Annotated in this window: 10 protein-coding genes; 1 reads left to right on the forward strand and 9 read right to left on the reverse strand. The window is 40.8% G+C overall.

Going from position 1 to position 21,351, the window contains the following annotated elements; translation table 11 throughout:
- Positions 1 to 5 precede the first annotated feature (5 nt).
- From WDA22_15740 to WDA22_15780, 9 genes are all read right to left on the reverse strand, one after another.
- Positions 6 to 2,741: an Ig-like domain-containing protein gene (locus WDA22_15740; GenBank protein MFA5834928.1), complete on the reverse strand. Its 2,736-nt coding sequence runs from the start codon at positions 2,739 to 2,741 to the stop codon at positions 6 to 8.
- A gap of 27 nt (positions 2,742 to 2,768) precedes the next feature.
- Complete coding sequence (locus WDA22_15745; protein MFA5834929.1) at positions 2,769 to 8,426, reverse strand: right-handed parallel beta-helix repeat-containing protein; 5,658 nt, start codon at positions 8,424 to 8,426, stop codon at positions 2,769 to 2,771.
- 200 nt (positions 8,427 to 8,626) lie between these two features.
- Positions 8,627 to 9,178, reverse strand: coding sequence for a dTDP-4-dehydrorhamnose 3,5-epimerase (gene rfbC / locus WDA22_15750; GenBank protein ID MFA5834930.1), 552 nt, complete (start codon positions 9,176 to 9,178; stop codon positions 8,627 to 8,629).
- A 2-nt stretch (positions 9,179 to 9,180) separates the two neighbouring features.
- On the reverse strand, positions 9,181 to 10,044 hold the full coding sequence (gene rfbA / locus WDA22_15755; GenBank protein ID MFA5834931.1) for a glucose-1-phosphate thymidylyltransferase RfbA: 864 nt from the start codon (positions 10,042 to 10,044) through the stop codon (positions 9,181 to 9,183).
- Between the two features lie 69 nt (positions 10,045 to 10,113).
- The gene (locus tag WDA22_15760; protein MFA5834932.1) at positions 10,114 to 14,241 is read right to left on the reverse strand and encodes a PAS domain S-box protein; all 4,128 of its coding nucleotides are present in this window, start codon (positions 14,239 to 14,241) and stop codon (positions 10,114 to 10,116) included.
- Positions 14,242 to 14,267: 26 nt separating this feature from the next.
- Complete coding sequence (locus tag WDA22_15765) at positions 14,268 to 17,570, reverse strand: DUF4175 family protein (protein MFA5834933.1); 3,303 nt, start codon at positions 17,568 to 17,570, stop codon at positions 14,268 to 14,270.
- Positions 17,571 to 17,719: 149 nt separating this feature from the next.
- Positions 17,720 to 18,400, reverse strand: coding sequence for a DUF4159 domain-containing protein (locus WDA22_15770; protein ID MFA5834934.1), 681 nt, complete (start codon positions 18,398 to 18,400; stop codon positions 17,720 to 17,722).
- A gap of 85 nt (positions 18,401 to 18,485) precedes the next feature.
- Entirely contained in the window at positions 18,486 to 19,631 is a 1,146-nt protein-coding gene (locus tag WDA22_15775) for an ATP-binding protein (GenBank protein MFA5834935.1), read from the reverse strand.
- Positions 19,632 to 19,928: 297 nt separating this feature from the next.
- Positions 19,929 to 20,114 carry a hypothetical protein gene (locus tag WDA22_15780; GenBank protein ID MFA5834936.1) on the reverse strand — a complete coding sequence of 62 codons (186 nt, stop codon included), beginning with the start codon at positions 20,112 to 20,114 and terminating at the stop codon, positions 19,929 to 19,931.
- Positions 20,115 to 20,146: 32 nt separating this feature from the next.
- Here WDA22_15780 and rocD point away from each other — a divergent pair, with 32 nt between their 5' ends.
- Complete coding sequence (gene rocD, locus WDA22_15785; protein ID MFA5834937.1) at positions 20,147 to 21,337, forward strand: ornithine--oxo-acid transaminase; 1,191 nt, start codon at positions 20,147 to 20,149, stop codon at positions 21,335 to 21,337.
- Positions 21,338 to 21,351: the final 14 nt, after the last annotated feature.

Consider the following 21,351-nt stretch of genomic DNA (forward strand, 5'->3'; position numbering starts at 1 on the left):
GTCCACTATTTTAAAAGCATCATTTTTTTGGTATCGCTAAACACAATTTTACCCTGAGCCTGAGCGATGATTTTATAAAAATAGACTCCGCTGGAGACAGCAGAATTATTTTCATCTGTTCCATCCCATAACAAAGAGTGGTATCCGGCGTTCTGATCTGTCTCGATCAACGTCTTCACTTCTTGACCAATCATATTATAAATGGTGATCGTAACATTGCTTTCCTTCGGCAATTGAAAATTAATTGTCGTGGAAGGATTAAATGGGTTTGGATAATTTTGTTCCAGTGAATAGGATAACGGTAACGATGCCGTCCCCGCTACGCCAAGGGTAATTCCCGGAATTTCATTGGTAAAGTCCGTTTCGTTTAAGATAAACTTTTTCATCGTAAACAAAACGTCGTTTGGCGAAATAGTGTTGTCTTTTAAAGTAAATATAAACCGTGCAATATCACCCGCCGTGTTCAGCGGTTTGGTGCCGGCGAGCGCAAGATTGGCTCTTTCTTTCGGAAAATAGGAAGAAATCATCATGCTGTCTGTCAACGCAGTCTGCTTTATAGATTTGGCAACAACTTTTGACGAATCAAAGCCTAAACTCATAGTTATACCGAACACTTGAGACGGTTTATTCACCGAAACAAAAAGCTCATAATCACCTGCAACTTGAGTTGGCGCTATTCTAAACGTAAATGCCGAAAGTACGGCATTAGATTGTGCACGCTTTCCCATTCCACCCGGGAACGAATTGATAAGACCAACAACATACTGCAGGATCAGCGACGCATCCGCCGAAGAAATTGTTGAATCGCCACTGACATTGCCGACTAGCGTTTGCAGCGCAGTAAGCGTAATCGCCCCTACCTGACCACGTAATACCATTCCCGCATCGAAGGAAGTAATCGTACCGTTTCCGCTGACATCTCCAAACTTATTCACTCGGACAGTTATTGTGTCGTGAGTAAATGCTGTTCCATCACTGATTTGAACAACAAATGTATACGATCCATTAGCATTTGCCGAGGGACTCCAGACGAGGTAACCATCCGAAGTAATTGTCGCACCCACTGGCTGCATGAACAAAGAATAAGTGACCGATTGCGAATCCGGATCTACGCCTGCATATTGGAATCGCAGCGTATCAAATCGAGCAATAGCTGTATCATTAAGCACTTGTGTAAACATCGGAGGATTGTTGACATTAAGTATCGTGATATACGCCGTATCGAATACCGCAGAAAAAGAATCGCTTACCATCACAACAACTGTTTCTATTCCGGCTTGTGTATACGACGGAAGAAATTCCAATACGCCTGTGATGGAAATCGTCATCCCTGCAACAGGTTTCAGCAATGTAAATGACATTGAATCATTATCCCCGTCACTTGCAGAGTAATTGTATTGAAGGAATTGATTTTCTGAAATTGTTGTATCATTCAATACAGATGTAAATACCGGGAATTGATTCATATTCAAAACATTAATTACAACGTACCTGCTGTCGTATGCTCCCGACGTATCCCTTACTTTAAATGTAGGATTATAAAATCCTGCCTGTGTTAAATCGGGAGTCCAATTCACTTTACCGGTCACCGAATCAATCATCATCCCATTAGGAGAATCAATCACAGAATATTTGAGCGGCTCCCCATCATCGTCTGTTGCATCGATATTAAAAGAATACGGTTGATCTTCAATGAATAATAATGTGTCGGGAAAAATTGTCGAGATAACAGGATTTTGATTTACATTGTCAACGGTGATTGTAAATTGATCCAGAGTTGTTAGTCCGCGTCCATCATCTGCTGTCACTTCAAATACATACTGATTCGCACTAAAGAACGACGGCGAAAATGTAAACACACCGGTGATCGAATCAATTGCTGCTTCGCTAGTCAGTGCAGGATTCATCGTTAAAAAATAATGGACGGCATGACCGTTCGAATCTGTCGCAAAAAAGAGTGTCGTGTATATATCTCCCTCTTTTATCGTCGTATCATTAGGAGTATTTACGAAGACCGGAGCATAATTCGGTATTGGATTGACAATGAGAATCCCATCTGCATATGCTCCGTTCATCTCTTCATTCACCAAGAATTGTGTAAAATGAAGTGAGCGTGATTGCGAAACCTCCACCGCTGTCTTCGACACGAATCGAAGTTTTAATAATACGTCCTCCGTTGTAACCATTCCCAGTGGAAACGTTGTTGCAACTCCAATTTTTATCGTATCGAACACTTGATTAAACACTCCAGAAGGCTGTAGTGAATTGATAATTGTTCCTGAAAAATCAAATCCTATAAACTTAAAGACTGTTGTGTCATACGGAAGATGAATATCTGTCGATAGCAACTGCAACAATGCAGATCGGCATGTATAATAGACAGGAACTTCTACCGTATCACCGTCCGTAAACGATGCTGATCCAATCCTCGTCGCATATAAATATGTATTAATCACTTGACTTCCAGACATACCGATTGAATCGGTTGCGGTAATTGTAACATTAGCCACAGCTAAGTAGACAATAATATTTGCTTCAGTAGCACTAAACGGTGTCACCGTAACACCGGCATTGCTTGAACTCCATGAGTATGAACCGATCCCTCCTGAAGCTGTAACAAAGATCGTATCGCCAACAGCCATTGTTGTTGGCAACCCGTTAATACTGATAGTCGGCAAAGCAAATGCGGCGCTTATTCCACATAGTATCAAAGCCACAATTGCAGTAAGCGTATTTTTCAACGACGTAATTTCCCCTGTAGCAACAATTTATTTTAGCAAAATCATTTTTTTCACCTGAGTGAATTTACTTTTTCCCTCGCTTATTGCATCTATTCTATAAATATATATCCCGCTCGCCACAGCGGTGTTATGATCATCTCTTCCATTCCATTGCAATGAATAAAATCCTGGATGCTGTTCTGAATTGGTCAACATTTTTACCATTTGACCCAGCGTATTGTAAATCGCAATCCTTACAGTACTCGCCATCGGAATCTGATACTGTATGGTTGTTACCGGATTAAACGGATTTGGAAAGTTTTGCGACAATCCAAACGTAGTGGGAATTTCGACAAAGTCCTCCACTTTCAATATGATAGAGCCCACATCGGAGGTAACGTCCGTTTCATTTAATACGAACTTCTTCACGGTAAACAATACCTCCTGTTGTGCTTTTGCTGCACTGAGTATTTTAAAGGTCATTCGTGCAACATCACCCTCCGAATTCAATGGTTTTATACCTGACATTGCGATGTTGGCATTTCCTTTCGGGAAATGATGGAACATCACCATACTGTCTGACTCCATTGTTTTAACAATAGAAATAGGTTGAACAAGGGTAGTATCATACGATAAATTGAAATTCAATCCATAAACATTCGTTGGTTTATTCAGATGAATGATAAGCTCGAACTCATCCGGATTTTTCCCTTTGACAATGTTGAATGAAAAAGCGGTAACAATATCACTTTCCAATGATTGTTTTCCGAGACCGGGAAATCCTGAAATCAATCCAACAACATATCGTAAAATATAGGAGGCGTCAAATGCGCTAACGGTGGTATCGCCGCTTACGTTGGCAGCTTGACGTTGAATGGTCGAAAGGTTGAAATTGACAGGATCGACAAGAAATCGAAGAATCATTGAACCATCATAAGCAGAAATTTGTCCATTTCCGCTTACGTCGCCAGGCAGAATTCCCGAGCGACTGGTTAAGTATGGATCCCAATTTACGTCACCGGTTCCAGAAACAACAATTTTGTTCCCTGAACCAGTAAGATTGGAACGGTTCGGTCCAGTGGCAGGTCCAGTAGATTTCAACGGGCCATTTGCAGTTCCCCAAAAATTATTTGTAGCATTTGTTGTTACACCGGTAAAAGATGACTGCAATCCGGTTGATGTATTAAGATAAATGTTATTGTAATTCACTGCAGGAACAGATGAACCGCTTATATTAACACCGTTCCCATTATGATGAATTTCGTTCCCAAGTAATTGGGATGTGCAGTTGTTAAGCTGGATTCCCCAATATTTTGAATACGAAATAAAGCTGGATTCAACCGCTGCCGATGTAGAATTGAAATCGAGTGCACCATAACCCCAATAATCCCCATACCGAATAATGGTGTGAAAGAAGCGTGATCCGTTGGTTGCGCTACCGTTCAGATAAATTCGATCCCAATCGCCGGGGGAGGGGAGTGTAGCAGAAGTATCCTCATTCGTGTTTCCGCCGTATGTGGAATCTTTCCATGAGGTGAAAACAATTTTATCTCTCGTCGTTCCTTCCGAAAGAATTGTACCCGCAATGTCGATATATCCAGTGCCATCTTCTTTCGCAAATTTTATGATGCTGCCTGGTGCTATTTTAAGCGTAGTTCCGGATGGCACGGACAAATCAACGCGAACGGCAATCACCTTTGAAAAGTTTGCCGGCAAGGACATTCCCAGTTTTCCGAACACGATGCCTTGTGTTAGCAAAACGTTATTATGTTTGTTCCCCACAATAACATTATTTTGATAGACATTTCCATTAACTGTTCCGGTACTATCCATTGAAAGTTGTCCTGTTACACCGATAGGAAATTTATTACCGGTGATAGAATCATCCGTAACATATGCACGAGAAGAGAAAATTCCTGCAAGCCCGTTGTTCCGAATTTTATTCCCAGCGATCATGATCAACGTATCAACGGCATCGTTTCTTGCAAGAATATAAAGTCCATGATCTTTATTGTTGTTCACAACATTGCCAATCACTGATAATGGTATGGTATTGTTTTCCAGATAAATTCCCGTTTTTTTGTTTCCCGAAACTGTGCAGTTTGATATTACAGATACTTTCGCAGATCCCTGAGACCAAATTCCATACTCTGCATTGTTGAGAAACTTTGAATGACGAAGCACAACATTATTATTTGTATTGTTATAGAGTTGAATACCATATGTTCCACAACTGTCGACCGTTGTGCTATCAATAGTGAGTGCCGTTCCTTCTACTGTTATCCCTGATGTTAATGATCCAAAAATTTTATTATTAGAGAAAATCAAACCACCAAGATTAGCATCAAAATATGTTGCCCCCCAACCACTGCGACCACCATATCGAAATTGACAATTACGAACAATCGATGCGGCGCTTCCATTCCTAAACTCGATGTACTCCCAGTCCCCGGGGAGCGGAGCGACAAAATCGGTTAGCGAAGTTGTTTTTCCTCCTGCGGTACTGTCTCTCCACGATGTAAAAATAATTGGATTGGTATTAGTCCCTTGTGCAATAAGGGTTCCATAGACATTGAAATTTCTGTAACCCGATGTAAGGAGACTGTGAAATTTTACGACGACACCTGAATCAATAACAAGGGTTGTTCCTGCATCAACCGTTATATTATAAATTGCGGTGTACGTTTTTGATGATATCGCTTGAGGAAAGGCTGCGCGCAACGTATCCGACATTGCACCTTGCCAAATTGCAATAGTATTATTATAGAGATTACCGGTGATCACATTACCATCTACACCACTATTATCCTTATAAATATTCCCTTGTTTTCTCCACACCGATATGGGAAAACGATTCCGTCTGATTTTATTGTCAATAAACCGTGCACGACTGCTTAATATACCGTCGCCGCCGTTATCCTCAACAAAGTTACCAAAATACTGCAGATCGGTTGCGCTGACTATTGAATTATTATAAATACCACCGGCGCCGGTTACGAGTCCATTGAATGTAACTGTATTGCCAGATAACACTTGAGGGAATGTGCCGTTATCCGTTCCGATTCCCCAACCTCCGTTCAAAGTCACCACACAATTGGATATTTCCCGGAAACCAGAATTATTAGTTGCGCGTAAACCTTCACTTCCATTTTTGCTTATAGACGATGTTCGTATGGTAACGTCGGACGGTTTATTTCCTTCGATATATAAACCATAGGAAGCATTACTATCAATAGAACAATTTTCAAATGTTATAATGCAGTCGCCAATGTTAACTCCCATCCCTCTTGATCTTCGTGACGTAATATTTCGTATCGGTGTCACAAGATCGACGCTGCCATCTAGCCACAAATTACTATAGCTACCAGATGGGCCGCCGCCATATTTTAAGACGACATTATTCAATATGGATGCGTTGGCCGTTGCTGTACGAATTCGAATGTATTCCCAATCTCCCGGAGCAGCTTTTGCCGTATCGCTGGTTAAATTTGTTTTGCCTCCATAGGAATGATCACGGAACGATGTAAAGACAACGGGATTTTGAGCAGTTCCAAGAGTGATGATAGTTCCTTCTATACGCAAAAATTCGGTAGCTACAATTTTAATGATAACACCGGAATCAATAACGAACGTTTGGCCTGCCAAAACGCCCCAGCCGGGAGAGTTTTCATACAATACAAAAACCTTTGAGTTCATGCCGGCCGGCATTACCGCTTTGAGCGTATCTGAAAAACTTTCCTCTGTCCTATTAATTCTCAATGCAATGGCATTTTGGTATTGATTGCTATCAATGGTATTTCCGGAATACGAACTATTCAATCGTCCGATCAACGCAATTGGAAAACGATTCTTTCGGATAACATTGCCGGTAATAAATGCATTCGACGTTACGATACCTTCACCGACATTATTTACGATGGTATCGCCAATAATTGTGACCAGACTATCGAGATTATTGATCCAAATACCATTGGAGACGTTGCCATCAATTCGACTGTACGAAATGCGTTGAGATCCTTTGCTTTGAAAACTATAAATTCCATTCCCGCCGTTGTTCGATACTACTGAACTGTCCAGCATCACCAATGTCGTATAGTTCGTACCATAGTCTGCATGGATTCCGGTGTTTGCGTTACCAATAATTTTTGATGAGACCACGGAAAAACGTGATGTACCTTGTGCCCAAATTCCGAAATATCCATTTCCATTTACTGTTGAACCAACAATTGTTGCGTTTGAATTCCAAAGGTACATGCCGGCATTACTGTTTCCGCTCGTCGTAACGCGTGAAAGTGTCACGTTCGCATTGTTAAGATAGAGTCCATAATAAGAACTTTGTGTGCTGAAAGTATTATTCACAATTGTTGAACTATTGTCTATTCTCAGATTACCATTATTCGTTGAACCGCCATAACGGAAGAGACAATTGGAAAGAATGCTTCCTGCTCCAGTAATGTATACCATATCCCAATCTCCACGATTCGCTCCGATACCAGTTGTGTCTCCGTTGGTATTTCCGCCATAAGGATCATCCTTTTCCGACGTAAAGACAATCAAACTATCGGTTGTCCCCTGAGCGTTTATTGTTCCGGATACAGTTAACCGTTTACCAGTACCAAATTTTACAATCACTCCCGGTTTTATGGTTAACGTAATACCTACATTGATGGAAATATTTGCAGTAATCCAATACACACTGTCCGACCATACGGTATTGGATGCGATGCTTGCAGAGACGATACGATATGGACGGGTGAGGGAACTTGAGATCTTCCATGGTTGAAAATCAACATTACCGGAAACGTTGTCACCAAGTCCGGTGGGATTGAGGGAAGGATGAAACGGCCCCATGTCACTACCCCAATAATTTTGTTTTGCAACAACCGAAGCCGTACCGGTATTCCGAAAACCCCAAACAATATTTCCGGTGATCGTATTATTATTGATAATTGGCTGCGTCGTTCCAACGCCGGTAAATTGAATGCCGGTGGAATTTTTCCGAATCATGTTGTTTCGAATCGAAGGCATCGCGCTGTTGTCCACGAAAATTCCGATTCCGTTTGTATCGATCACCGAATTCGTTATAGAATTTGTTGAATTGATCGATGTTCGTATACCACCGATTGTATTATTGACAATAGAGCAGGAATCAACAACAAAATTTGAGAGCAAATCGCTATAGATAGCATAGCCGCCGTTCTTTTCTAAACGGGAACTGGTAATCATCGGTGAGGAAGATCGAGCGTTAATACCTTGAGTTGAACTGTATCGGATTGTGCATCGTTCAATGGGAACGCCATAGGCGCTTGTTTTATAAAATATTGCAGCCGCAGTTACGCCACCGCCTGCGTATTCTACTGTATTATTTTTAAAGAGAGAACCAACGTTGACGGAATTTTCAAATTCAATTCCGCTCCAGTCACCCGAAGCGGGCGTTACCGAATTTGAAGTGAATAGTACATTATCGGCAATAATTTTTCCCGTAACAATAAGTGATGTGGCCGTTGAAAATTTCACCACCACTCCGGATTGAATAGTTAACGTTACTCCGCTGGGTACAGTAACTGTACCTGTTACAATCCATGGACTTAGTGCAAGGGTCCAAATCGTATCCGATGGAATAGATCCAGAAACGTTGGTTTGAGTGAGAGAAGTGTTAGAGAAAAGAATAAATAATATCGATAACCCTAGTATCAAACGATACATACCAATCGCCCTTTCAGATTTCCCCCCCAATGTTAACAATGCAATTACAACTATGTTTAATCGTAAAAAATAAGAGAATACAGCTCGGTACACTGTTAGTGTTATCACATCGTGTGATGTGCATTACACGTTCTCCTCAACTTGTAGAGAATCCTAGGTAGGTACTAAGTAAAACTGGTGATTTTACGGGAATAATGCAATTACGAAATGGTAAAATCTTTTTCGATTCCTTGCAAAAACGGAGCATCAAGATCCTTGGCCGAAACAAGCGGATTTTTTGTCTCCCATTCTATATTAAGGGAAGGATCATCATATCGAATGGCTCGTTCGTGGGCCTTGGAATAGTAATTGGTACATTTATAATGAAACACTGCTTTTTCGGAAAGAACAGAAAAACCATGAGCAAATCCGGGTGGAATCCATAACTGAGCGTTATTTTCCTCCGAAAGTTCAACGGAAAAATATTTTCCAAATGTAGGCGATCCGAAACGGATATCGACTGCAACGTCAATCACTTTTCCGGAAAGAACCTTACATAATTTTCCCTGAGCAAATTCCCCAATTTGATAATGTAATCCGCGAATGGTGTTTTTCACGGATTCGGAGACATTATCCTGGACAAAATCAACATCTCCGCAAATTTCACTGTATCGTTTTTTACTGAACGCTTCGAAAAAATATCCGCGATCATCACGTATGACATTTGGGGAAATAACGACAACACCATCTAATGGACTTTTTTGGAATTTCATAATTATTCTTCGTGTAAAATTCTTTCAAGATATGTGCGATACCCGGAACGGGGAATGCTATTAATAACTGATTCAAACTGTTCTTGGCTAATAAACTTCATTAAATATGCTATCTCTTCAATACACGCAACCTTCAATCCTTGTCGGTCTTCAACAACTCCAAAAAAGTTCGCTGCTTGCAGCAACGCTTCCGGTGTTCCGGTATCCAGCCATGCAACGCCTCGTCCGATTTTTTCTACCTGGAGTTTTCCCGATTTCATATACGTATTATTCACATCGGTAATTTCCAGTTCGCCGCGCGGAGAAGGTTTTATATTTTTCGAAATCTCTACGACAGTATTGTCATAGACATAAAGACCCGGCACTGCAAAATTCGATTTCGGTTGTTTTGGCTTTTCTTCAATAGAAATTACTTTACCGCTTTTGTTGAATTCTACCACTCCATATCGTTCAGGATCATTCACACGGTAACCGAATATTGTTGCTCCTTCTTTTCGTTTCAAGGCATTGTAAAAGAAGTCCAATTGACCGTAAAAAATATTGTCACCGAGAATCAGAGTGACATTATCATTACCAATAAACTGTTCTCCAAGAATGAACGATTCTGCGATTCCATTCGGTGCCTGTTGCAATACATAACTGATGGACAATCCAAGATGAGAACCATCTCCAAACAATTGTTGATACATTGGGATCGTTTCTTTATTGGACACAATGAGAATATCTTTGATTCCTCCAAGCATGAGAATAGAAACAGGGTAATAGATCAACGGTTTATCGTAGATATTCGTGAGCTGCTTGCTGTAGACTCTTGTAATTGGATACAAACGCGTTCCTGAACCTCCGGCGAGGACAATACCTTTCATGAAAATTCCTTTTTATTAAAAACAATGGATAAATATACAGAAAATTTGATAAGAAGAAAAACGAAGCTGTTAGTTTGTGAGGTATGTCGAAATTATATACTGTTTAACAGTGCTAAAATTGTCTTTTAATTCGCTCAACAATAACGCCGCGGCAGAGACGTCGTTGTTTTTTGCAAACTGTTCTATCTGTGCGCAGATGGAATAGATTGTATTAATACCAAGATTAGCGGAACTTCCTTTTAATTTATGAGAACTTTCGCGAAGTATTTTCGAATCGTTCAGTGTAATAGCGGATTCAATCTCGCTCAAAGCAGCTTCAGAATCCTGAAGATAAATCGTCATCAATTCAACGACCAATTCACGTTCACCTAACTCCAGAATTTCCTGAATGCGAGTATTATCAATAAGTGAAGTCTCTGGCGCCGCTGGTTGTTCAACGGCATTCTCCTTTGATTTTCCAACCTGCAACAACCATTTTTCAATCATTGATTGAAGATCGTTTTGTTTAATTGGTTTAGAAAGATAATCATTCATTCCGGCCTGCAGGCATCGCTCTCGATCACCCTGAAGCGCATTTGCCGTCATTGCAATAATACAGGTACGCATATCACTCACTTCTGTTTCTCGAATAGTTTTTGTCGCTTCAAAACCATCCATCTCCGGCATTTGAACATCCATAAAAACAAGATCATATTTTTTTAGTTTCACTGCATTGACTGCTTCCCGTCCATTGATGACTACGTCCGGTTGAATATTCAATCGTTCGAGCATTTTTACTGCGACTTTTTGATTGACCGGATTATCCTCGGCAACTAATACGTTGACTTTCTTCCAATCCTTTTTAACCGTTTGTACATCATCCTTGATTTTTTGAGGTGAAACTTCAAATGATGTAGCAAACAACGAGACTAACATGCTATGAAGTTCATTCTTTCTGACCGGCTTCAGTAAGAACATGGTAATTCCGGCAGACTGCCATTGTTCAACAGTTACTTTCATTGAAGAAACCATTACGATTTTTTGTGATGCCGACGAATGTTCTCTAATTTTTCGGGACAGTTCGAGTCCATCCATACCTGGCATTTGCATATCCACAATGATCAACGGATATTCTTTTGATTGTGATCTTGACCGATCAATCATTTCCAAAGCGTCGGCACCATTATCCGCTTCGTCTGTTTTCATACCCCAAGCGTTGAAATACTGCATCAGAGAAATCCGATTGGTTTTATTGTCATCAACAACAAGAATATTTAACTGTGGAAGACGTGTTTCAACGGTCACCGTTTTTTGTGATTGTTTTTCCAATTTCAAGGAGAACCAAAATGTGCTCCCTTTCCCTTGTATACTTTCTAAACCAACAGTTCCACCCATGATTTCCACAAGCTGTTTGGAGATCGTCAATCCTAATCCGGTGCCGCCGTATTTTCGCGTGGTAGAGCCATCCGCCTGAATAAACGGCTGAAATAATTTTTTCTGTGCTTCTGGAGCAATACCGATTCCTGTATCGGAAATGCTGAATTTTAGCTCGGCGGAGTATTCGTTTTCATGTTCAAGCGTAACCCGCGCAATCACTTCCCCTTTTTCTGTAAACTTTATTGCATTCCCCAGAAAATTGGTCATGATCTGTCGTATCCGTATTGGATCGCCGCGCAGGGCAGTGGGAACATTATTATAGATGTGAGAGAGGAGTTCAATATTTTTTGAGTTAGCGTGATGGGCAAGAAGCGTGACTGTCTCTTCTACTACAGCTTCAAGATCAAATTCAATGATCTCGACGGATAATTTTCCCGCTTCGATTTTAGAAAAATCAAGAATATCGTTGATAATTTTCAAAAGGGATTCGCCGGAGTTTATGATGATGTGAACATACTCGTTTTGTTCGGACGTAAGTTTTGTTTCCAGCAATAGCTCAGCAATACTCAACACACCGTTCATCGGGGTGCGTATTTCATGACTCATGTTGGCGACAAATTCGGATTTTAATTTTGATGCCTGGAGTGCCGTTTCGCGAGCTTTAATCAATTCTCGGGATTGCTCTTCCAACGAGTAGTTTTGTTGTTCGGTTTGTTGATTTGCCCTATATAGATCTTCAGCATATTTGGAAAGGATATCCTGTGCATGCCTGCTTTCCGTAACATCGTGAAATTGCCATAAATGGCCTTTGTAATCCCCTTCAACAAAAATTGGAACATAATCTCTTTCCAGAATTCGATTATCCTTCATCGCAATTTCATAACGAACTACCGGTTCGCGCCAAAGGAGCGTTTCCTTGATCCGTTCATGAAAGCTTTCCGGATCGACGAGACGTTCAGAAAGAATCACATGCAGCTGTTCAGAATCGAGCGAAACCAATTCCGGAAGCGATTCCGTTATCTTAAAGATGGAGCGCAATTGTTCATTTGCAAGCAATACTTTTCCTTCTTCATTGATCACCAGAATTCCTGAATGAAGATTTTGTATCAGCATTGAAAGCCGCGATGTTGTTTCCCGTATGCTGTTTTCCGCTTTTACCCGCTCTGTTAAATTTCGCAGCGATCCTTCAACTCCAATCGGATTTCCTTCCTTATTGTACATAAGGTGCGCATTAATAGATGTTGGAACGATTGCCCCATTCTTTGTTCGCAACGTAATTTGAATATCTATTACCTCTTTTTTATCAATCAACATCCGCATTAACGTTCTTCGATCGCTGGGATTCAAATAGACCGTTTCAACCGGCTTTCCAATCAATTCTTCCCGGGTATATTGTGAATAGCGTTCAATGGAAGGACTGATATCGGTGATGATACCGGATAGATCTGTTTGATAGAATACATCCTGAACATTTTCGAAAATCGTCCGGTATTTTTCTTCGCTCTTGCGTAATTCTTCCCTAAACTTTGCCATTGCCGTAACTTCACGATTAATGCCGACCAGACCGACCGTCCTTCCCTGCGGATCCTTTAAAGGAGTTTTACTGATCAGGATCGATCGAATAATCTCACCGGTTGACGAATCGCGAAGAGTCTGTTCACGATCAATCACCGGTTGACCCGTTTGCAGCATCTTCTGCTCCATGTCAAATTCTGAATGAGCAATTTTATGAGTGAGAATATCGATGTCAGTTTTTCCAATGAGATCTTCTGTAGAGGTGATTCCTGCGCCCTTTAAGGCATTTGCACAAGCAGAATTTGCCAGTAAGAATCTTCCCTGCCGATCCTTTACATAAACTTCATCCGGAATAGATTCAAGTATTGATCGAAGCAAATTTCTTTCACGATGAAGATTGATCTCAGCCGTTCTTCGTTCGGTGATATCCTGCGATACACCAATAAAACCGACCGGCTTTCCGTGATCATCCGTAATGACTGCTGTATTTAAAGAGACGGGAAAGTCAGTTCCATCTTTCCGTTTATTGAACAACTCTCCTTTCCACCCTCCCCGCAATGTTGCTGGCAGAATCTCCTTTACGACATCGGAAGGATTATCCGGTGAACGGACAATGTCAATATTTTTACCAATCAGCTCATCTTTCGATTCATATCCATATGTTTCTACGAATGCATCATTAATAAAAATAATTTTATTTTCAAGATCGGTAATATTAATACAATCTTGCGTACATTTTAAGGCCAACGCAAGCCGGGCAATTTCATCGCTCTTGTTTTTGCGTTCTATAGCAAATGCGATTTGTTCTGCCACCGATTCAAGTGTTGTGAGATCCTGTTCAGAATAGATATTAGGATTGTGGTAACTTTGCAGCGCAATAATTCCAAACGGTTTTCCGTGCAACACCAGCGGTGCACCAAGCCATACTGCCGGTTTCGTCCCTATTTTTTTTGAACCTTGTTTTTTCGCTTCTTCAAGGAAATCCTTTTCTTTCATGAGTAATGATTTTCCGCTGTAGATCACTTGTTCTGCCAATGAGTGGGATCCTTTAACAATCAGCGGACGATATTCATCCCGTTCGTCAACAACGTACGGAAGGGTCAGCATATCAGTTTTTTCATCATACAAACCGATAAAGATATTTGTGACATCAATAATGTGCTTTAATGCATCATGGATTATTTTAAAAAGATCGTGGAGATTATCGCTGGTATTGATCGCTCGCGAAATAACATTCAATGTTTGACTGATCAATAATTCGCGTTCAAGGCGGTTTGAAGAGGAAAAATTATCTATTGTTTCTTTTTTTGGCTTTTCGTTTGCCATATTAATAGAATTCGAAACGAACTCTTTTAATTGTTTTTATTAATGGATTCATAGTACCGACGGATAAGCTCAATGTAATCTTTGCTGTAACCTGCTTCTTGAGCGCGTTGGAGATCTTTTTGTAATTGAGATTCGTTCTCTGTGGTGGAAAGCTGTGCCGGATTTCTACCGGAGGAATTTGCGCCGGTGGTTGCTTTTCGTTTTTGTTCGTAATCACGTTCGCGCATTGAACGCTGCGCTTGAAGTAGCCGGGAGAGAATCCGTTCCTGCTGCTGCATTGTATTTGGGTTAATCTGGCTTTGCTGTAATTGTTCAACTACCTCTTTCATTTCATCGGTAATTTTTTCCAGATCGCCCATTACTTTATTCTTTTCCGGAGTCCCTTGGGATTCCTTCTGTAACTGTTCCAATGATTTTCGCACAGCCTCTTGCTGACGAGCTAACCTTCCCATTTCCTGCATACGCTGCTGCGACATTCCTTCTTGTTCACCGATCTGCTGCGTTTGAGCATTGATCTGTTGTTGCTGCATTGCCATACCGCGCAATTGCTGCATTAATGATCCGCTTCCTTTTCCACCTTGTTGCTGCATCTGCTGCATTGCACCCTGCATTTGTGTTGCGGCTTTGTTCAACGATGCCATTGCTTCATTTTGCACTGCACTTGATGCTTGTCCGTTCCGTTGCTCAATTCCGTTCATCGCTTGCTGCATTTGTCCCATCGCACGTCCAATTTGTTTTCCCATCTCTGGTGTTACCACAAATGATTGTTGCGAAAGTTCGGTCAAAGCATTGGCTACATTGTTCAGATCATTTTGAAGATTTTGTTGTTGCTGTGCAATTTCGCGGAACTGCTGTGAATTCGGATCCAATGCGCGGGATTGGTTTTTCAATTGCTCTTGCTTTTGGGATATCTGCAAAAGATCCTGCATTGCTTTTCGCAACCCGTTCATAGTCTGTTGCATCTGGTTGTTCAGAAGAGACTCCTGCAGTTCGGAAAGTTGCTCCTGCATTTCATTAATTCCGCTGCTCGCTTGTTGCTGTGCCGTCATAGCCTTTTCTGTTTGCAGAGAGCGTAATTGCTGTGAACTTTGTTTCATTGCATTCTGCATTTCGCGATTGTTCGCTGCCTGCTGTGCATCTTCCATTTTATTTGCCGGCATGTCCTTTGGAAATTCCTCCATCTTCTTTTGAAGATCGTTCATTTCTTTTTGAACTTGAGACAATTGCTTTGCAATTTCATCTTGTTTCTGCGCTAACTCCGTTGCCTTTTGAGAATCATTGTGCGTTAGATCTTCGGTTTGTTTCTTTACTTCGTTTTGCGCCTGTTTCATTTGGTCGGCGCGTTTCAACAATTCATCCACCTTTTGTTCAATTTGAATTCGCTTTAATAGATTCATCGTCCGCTCGATACTCTGGCGGAATTGTTCTTCGTTGAACTGAGCCTGCTGCATCGCTTCGCGCATCTGTTCCGGAGAGACATTTTGCATCGCTTCCTGCATTCGTTTCATTGCTTTCTGAAATTCGGGAGAGTTCAACTCGCTTAATGTCTTTTGCAGTTCAAGGTATTTCTCTAATGTCTCTTTGGACAGCGTGTTATTCCGCTGAAGGTTTTGCGTCATATCATCGATCGATTTGTTCACATCATCGATTTTCTTTTGAATTTCTTCGTATTTTTTTACAACCTCTTCCGCTTTTTTCTGTTTCTGCCAATCCATCTGCTGGTTGCGTTTCATATCATCCGAAAGTTCCCGCAGATCTTTTTTTAATTCCTGTGATTCTTTCATTGATTCTTCGAGCGTTTTACCGACTTCATCATGTGTTTTATCAGCGTCGGCAAAGACCTCCTCTAATGAAGGGAGTCGAATTAAATATGTTTGTGTTTTTGTAGATTTGGGACCGTTAATAGCATCATTGTCGAGTACTACACCATAATATTCTACCACATCTTCCGGCACAAGACCAAGTAACGAAAGATCCCAAACATACTCCAATACACCTTCCTTAATCGTCAGAGTATCAAACGGAATGATTGTTCCAACTTCTTTTTCGCTGCTAGCATATTTCGATTCTATTAAGCGAAACTCCAGGTGCAACTGGCTGACACCAAAATCATCCGACACTTTGAATTCCATCGGCAACATCATAGCATCGGTCACATCGATATTTTTTCCCGGGGTAAGAATAGATATCGCGGGAAATTCATCTGTTAACATTTCAATTTTGTATTCTATGATGTTTTGGTTTGTGTTTCCTTTTTCATCTTCCAATTCAATAAAGTAGGAAGTAGGGTTCAACAGAGAAAATTCGCCAGTATAATATTCTCCATTTTTCATCAATGGAATATCGGAACCATCTTTGAAGACTACAGAAGCGGATGCAATATCTTTACTGGACGAAACATTCCAAATGATTTTTGTACCGGGCAATGCAAGAATATCACCGATATTTTCTTCAAGCGTTTCCCGTTTTAACTTTGTATAAGGAGGTGGAATAAGAGAAACCGTCAGCGAACGGACAAACGGTCGATCAACAACGAAAATATTATAGCGATCGCTTTTGATCTCGCCGGATGCAAGGCTGTATTCTGTTGTTTGTTTTAGGGAAAAAAATAGATACCGAAATTGTCCTGATGAATCAGGACGCAAAATGGTATTTTCAATAATATTTGTTCCCTCTTCAGTATATGACAATGTAACTTCACTCGGCAACGGATCGAGACTTTCTCCAGCAACTAATGTGGCTTGAACCATTACAGATTCGCCTTTTACAATATCAACATTCCCAGGGGTAACGGTAATATAAAATGGAGCCACCGGACGAAATTCTTCGCTGTAATTCAACATTCTATTAGTAGCATCGTGAAATGGTGTTCCGGGAATGACAGCAAGCGCGGCAACCGTTGTTCCAATTGCTCCGACTTTTCGGGCCATACTTTTAAGTTGTGTAAATGAAACCGTGCTTGTAAAATTTATACCGGTGGTAGATTTTCCAAAATGTTCCAATGCTACTTCGATCAATTCGGGCGAACCGCTGAAATCACCATTTTTGATCATATCGGAAAGGTCAAGCACATTTTCTAATCGATCGGAAATTTTTTCAAACTTCGCGCCAATCATTCTTGCTACTTCTCTATCCGAATGAGGTTTCAGAATACCAAAAAACCGGAGCAATGGTTTCCACATTAACCATGCACCAATAATGCTTGAGAGTATGATATGTGTATAAAAAAGAATAGTGCGTGTTTCAGAGTCAAATTGTGCGATGGATTCAATGAATACGACGAGGGTTCCCAGCAAACCAATTACAGAAAACGTTTTCAATCCTGCCATAAGCAGTTCCTGTCGATATAATGCCCGACGGGTATTATTGATCCGTTCTTTTATCTGCTTGACGATATTTTGAGTTTGTTGAGTCAAAAAAATTAGCGCATGTATAAATTATAAGACAAACAAGAATGTTTGTGCTACGGTAAAAATATTTATTGGGTAAGACTCCAAATTACAATGTTTGTTCCAAATTTCAACGCTTCTTCCCTTTTTTCGGGAGGATCTTTGTGTACTTCTGGATCAGCCCACGCATCGCTGGGATTTGATTCATATGTATAATAGACGATGAGTCTTCCTTTGTGGATTATGCCAAATCCCTGCGGCGGTTTGTTATCATGCTCGTGCGATTTGGGAACTCCATTCGTAAATCGGTAATAACAGGAATATAATCCGTAATTGTATGGCAATTCGACAAAATCATACTCTGGAAAAACTTTTTTCATTTCACGGCGAATTGCTTTGTCCATCCCATAATCATCATCAATATAGAGAAAACCGCCGCTTTCTAAATAGGCGCGAAGTCGTTTTACCTCATAGTCTGAAAAGGTTACATTACCATGTCCCGTCATAAAGATAAAAGGATATGAGGTGAAATTGTCATTAGAAATCTCTACAAATTCATATTTCGGATCGGTGTCAATTTCTGCATTTTGTTTAGCAAATTTGAGCAAATTCACTTCAGACGAGGGGTCATTATACCAATCCCCACCGCCGGAGTATTTAAGCCGAGCAATACGGAATTGCGATTCAATACGCTTCGTTTGCGCATTGATTTCGCACATGACAACGATTATAGCGCAGATGATAATGCTTATTCTATACGTTGAACTCATACAAAAATAAAATAGAAAATAAGAGGAATAATGACAATTTGTGTAATTATAGCAACACTTTAAACCTGCACAAAAGGATATTTCTCTACCGTGAAAGATATTTCGAATATTTCAGAACGAAAATATCTTTTCCGAAAGGAATGTCTTTCCCTTGATACAACACAAATCCTTTCTCCCCTTTTCGCAGCAGTTGGCGTATAGAGTTCGCCATCTCTGGACGAAATGTCTTCGTGCTTTTGACTTCAACATATTCCAAAGTATTTCTTCTGTCAATAATCAGATCAACTTCAACACCATGATTCGTGCGAAAATAATACAGCTCAGAATGTGATTTGGTATGAAGTTCCTTTTTTGCTATTTCGGAAATGATGTAATTTTCGAAGAGGTTTCCATAGTGATGATTCCGTTGCATTGCTTCCGCATCATCAATTCCAAGAAGGTAGGAAATCAACCCCGTGTCATAAAAATAAACTTTAGGGCTTTTGATAATTCTTTTGCCAAAATTTTTAAAGTATGGCCTTACAAGGAAAATAACATATGAAGCTTCAAGTATGGAAATCCATTGTTTGATTGTCGGAACACTGACACCAATGTCTCGCGAAAGATCCGAATAGTTAACAATCTGTCCGACACGAGCTGCAAGCAAACCAATGCATTGTCTGAATTCACGGATATCGCCAATATTACTGAGTGAGCGCACATCTCTGGAAAGATATGTTTCCAGATACGATGAATACCATCCTTTGCTTTCCCTGTAATTCCTCATCACCAACTCGGGGTAACTGCCGAAGACAATCGATGATGTTCTTCGACGTGCTGGCAACTCACTATATTGGAAGGGTAACAATGTTAATAAACCGATCCGTCCGGCTAAACTTTCCGAAACATACTTCATAAATGCAAACTGGCTTGATCCGGTCAGAACAAACTTTCCATATCGTTGACGATCTCGATCAACCGCCAATTTTATATGACTGAAAATATCAGGTACGATCTGCACTTCATCAAACACAACAGCATCATTAAATTTGTCCATAAACGCTGCTGGGTCTTTGTGATATTCTTCCGCAACGCGATAGTCGTCAAACGTCACATAACGGTATTTCTTCGAAAGAAGATGTTGCAGCATTGTCGATTTACCGGATTGACGGGGTCCGGTAATGCCTACCACGGGAAACGAGGAAAGGTATTGTTTAATGATCGGTTCGGCAATACGATGAATATACGGCATAGGCTTAATTGTGTAAATTTAAGATGACACTTTAAATTTACACAAAGAGATCTTAATGCGCAAGAACGGTGCATGATACGCTGCCAGCGTCATCTTATACCATGATGGTGGAATGCGGCAACTGCGAGAGTTTGATCGTGTCGCTCTTTGTCCGTCTCTGACAAGCCAAACCATTGACCGGAATAGCTGAGAAGATCCATCTGGAGAATACTGCAAGATTGAATATAACCGTCCTTGACAAACCGTCAAATATTTTTATATTTAATACTAATGAAATCGTTCAATTCATATACTTTTTTACGTTTTGCGCATCTCTATCAGCGATTGTCGGATCGACCCATCCGCACACTCAATATCGCCGATATATCGATCACCACTGCTCCGTCCCCGCGTCCGTAAGCGGACACTATAATTACATACACTCGCCTGTTGGAACGACAGTCTAAAACGTTCCGCAAATAGACCTGAGACGGTTTTTTTCATTTATTTATCCTTAGCGCAATGCGGAGAACGTTATGAACACTCAAGATTATATTGTATTAGAAGAACAATTTGGCGCACACAATTATCACCCTTTGGATGTTGTCGTCACGAAGGCAGAGGGAGTTTGGGTGACCGATGTCGACGGAAATCGTTATCTAGATTGCCTTGCTGCATATTCAGCAGTTAATCAAGGACATTGTCATCCGAAAATTTATCAAGCGTTTATTGAACAAGCAAAGAATGTAACGCTGACCAGCCGGGCGTTTCGCAACGATAAGCTTTCACTTCTCTACAAAAAACTGCATGAGGTCACCGGTTATGATCTTTCGTTGCCGATGAATTCCGGAGCCGAAGCGGTAGAAACCGCCGTAAAAGCTGCACGAAAATGGGGATATGCGGTCAAAGGAATTCCTGATGGAAAAGCTGAGATCATCTGCGCATCAAACAATTTTCATGGACGAACAACGACGATTATTTCATTCTCAACGGAAGAAGCATACCGAAATAATTTTGGCCCATTCACTCCCGGATTTCGAATTGTGGAATTTGGAAACATCGACTCACTAAAACAGGCACTCAATAAAAACAGTGCAGCATTTCTTGTGGAACCTATCCAGGGAGAAGCGGGAATCATTATTCCTCCCGAAGGATATTTACGCGAAGCAGCTCGTTTATGCAAGGAACATAATGTTCTCTTGATTGTTGATGAAATTCAATCAGGACTGGGACGAAGCGGTAAGTTATTTGCGTATGAATATGAAGGAATTCAACCTGACGCAGTCATCATCGGCAAAGCATTGAGCGGTGGATTCTATCCTGTCTCTGCTGTTCTCTCTAAGAAAGAAGTGCTGGGAGTATTCAATCCGGGTGAACATGGCTCAACATTCGGTGGAAATCCACTCGCAGCGGCGACGGCCATTGCTGCGATTGATGTACTCATAGATGAACATCTGATTGAACGGTCGTTTGAATTAGGAAAATATTTTCTTGAAAAGTTACGAGAAATTAAATGCACTCATATAAAAACGATCCGAGGCCGAGGATTATGGATCGGCCTTGAACTCGACACCAATGCGCGTCCCTATTGTGAAGCGTTGATGAAGCATGGAATTCTCTGCAAAGAAACGCATGATACCGTGATCCGTTTTGCTCCACCACTCGTTATTACAAAAGAAGAGATTGATTGGGCGTTGGAGAGGATTGCAAAGGTGTTGATTGATTAAAATAAAAATCCCGA

Source organism: Bacteroidota bacterium (genome assembly GCA_041658205.1).
In the GTDB taxonomy this organism is placed as follows: domain Bacteria; phylum Bacteroidota; class Ignavibacteria; order UBA10030; family UBA8401; genus UBA8401.

Coding starts and splice junctions, on each gene's coding strand:
- WDA22_15775 (MFA5834935.1), bottom strand. CDS start 19,631: ATGCCGTATATTCATCGTATTGCCGAACCGATCATTAAACAATACCTT.
- WDA22_15760 (MFA5834932.1), bottom strand. CDS start 14,241: ATGGCAAACGAAAAGCCAAAAAAAGAAACAATAGATAATTTTTCCTCT.
- rocD (MFA5834937.1), top strand. CDS start 20,147: ATGAACACTCAAGATTATATTGTATTAGAAGAACAATTTGGCGCACAC.
- WDA22_15780 (MFA5834936.1), bottom strand. CDS start 20,114: ATGAAAAAAACCGTCTCAGGTCTATTTGCGGAACGTTTTAGACTGTCG.
- rfbC (MFA5834930.1), bottom strand. CDS start 9,178: ATGAAATTCCAAAAAAGTCCATTAGATGGTGTTGTCGTTATTTCCCCA.
- rfbA (MFA5834931.1), bottom strand. CDS start 10,044: ATGAAAGGTATTGTCCTCGCCGGAGGTTCAGGAACGCGTTTGTATCCA.
- WDA22_15745 (MFA5834929.1), bottom strand. CDS start 8,426: ATGTATCGTTTGATACTAGGGTTATCGATATTATTTATTCTTTTCTCT.
- WDA22_15770 (MFA5834934.1), bottom strand. CDS start 18,400: ATGAGTTCAACGTATAGAATAAGCATTATCATCTGCGCTATAATCGTT.
- WDA22_15765 (MFA5834933.1), bottom strand. CDS start 17,570: ATGGCAGGATTGAAAACGTTTTCTGTAATTGGTTTGCTGGGAACCCTC.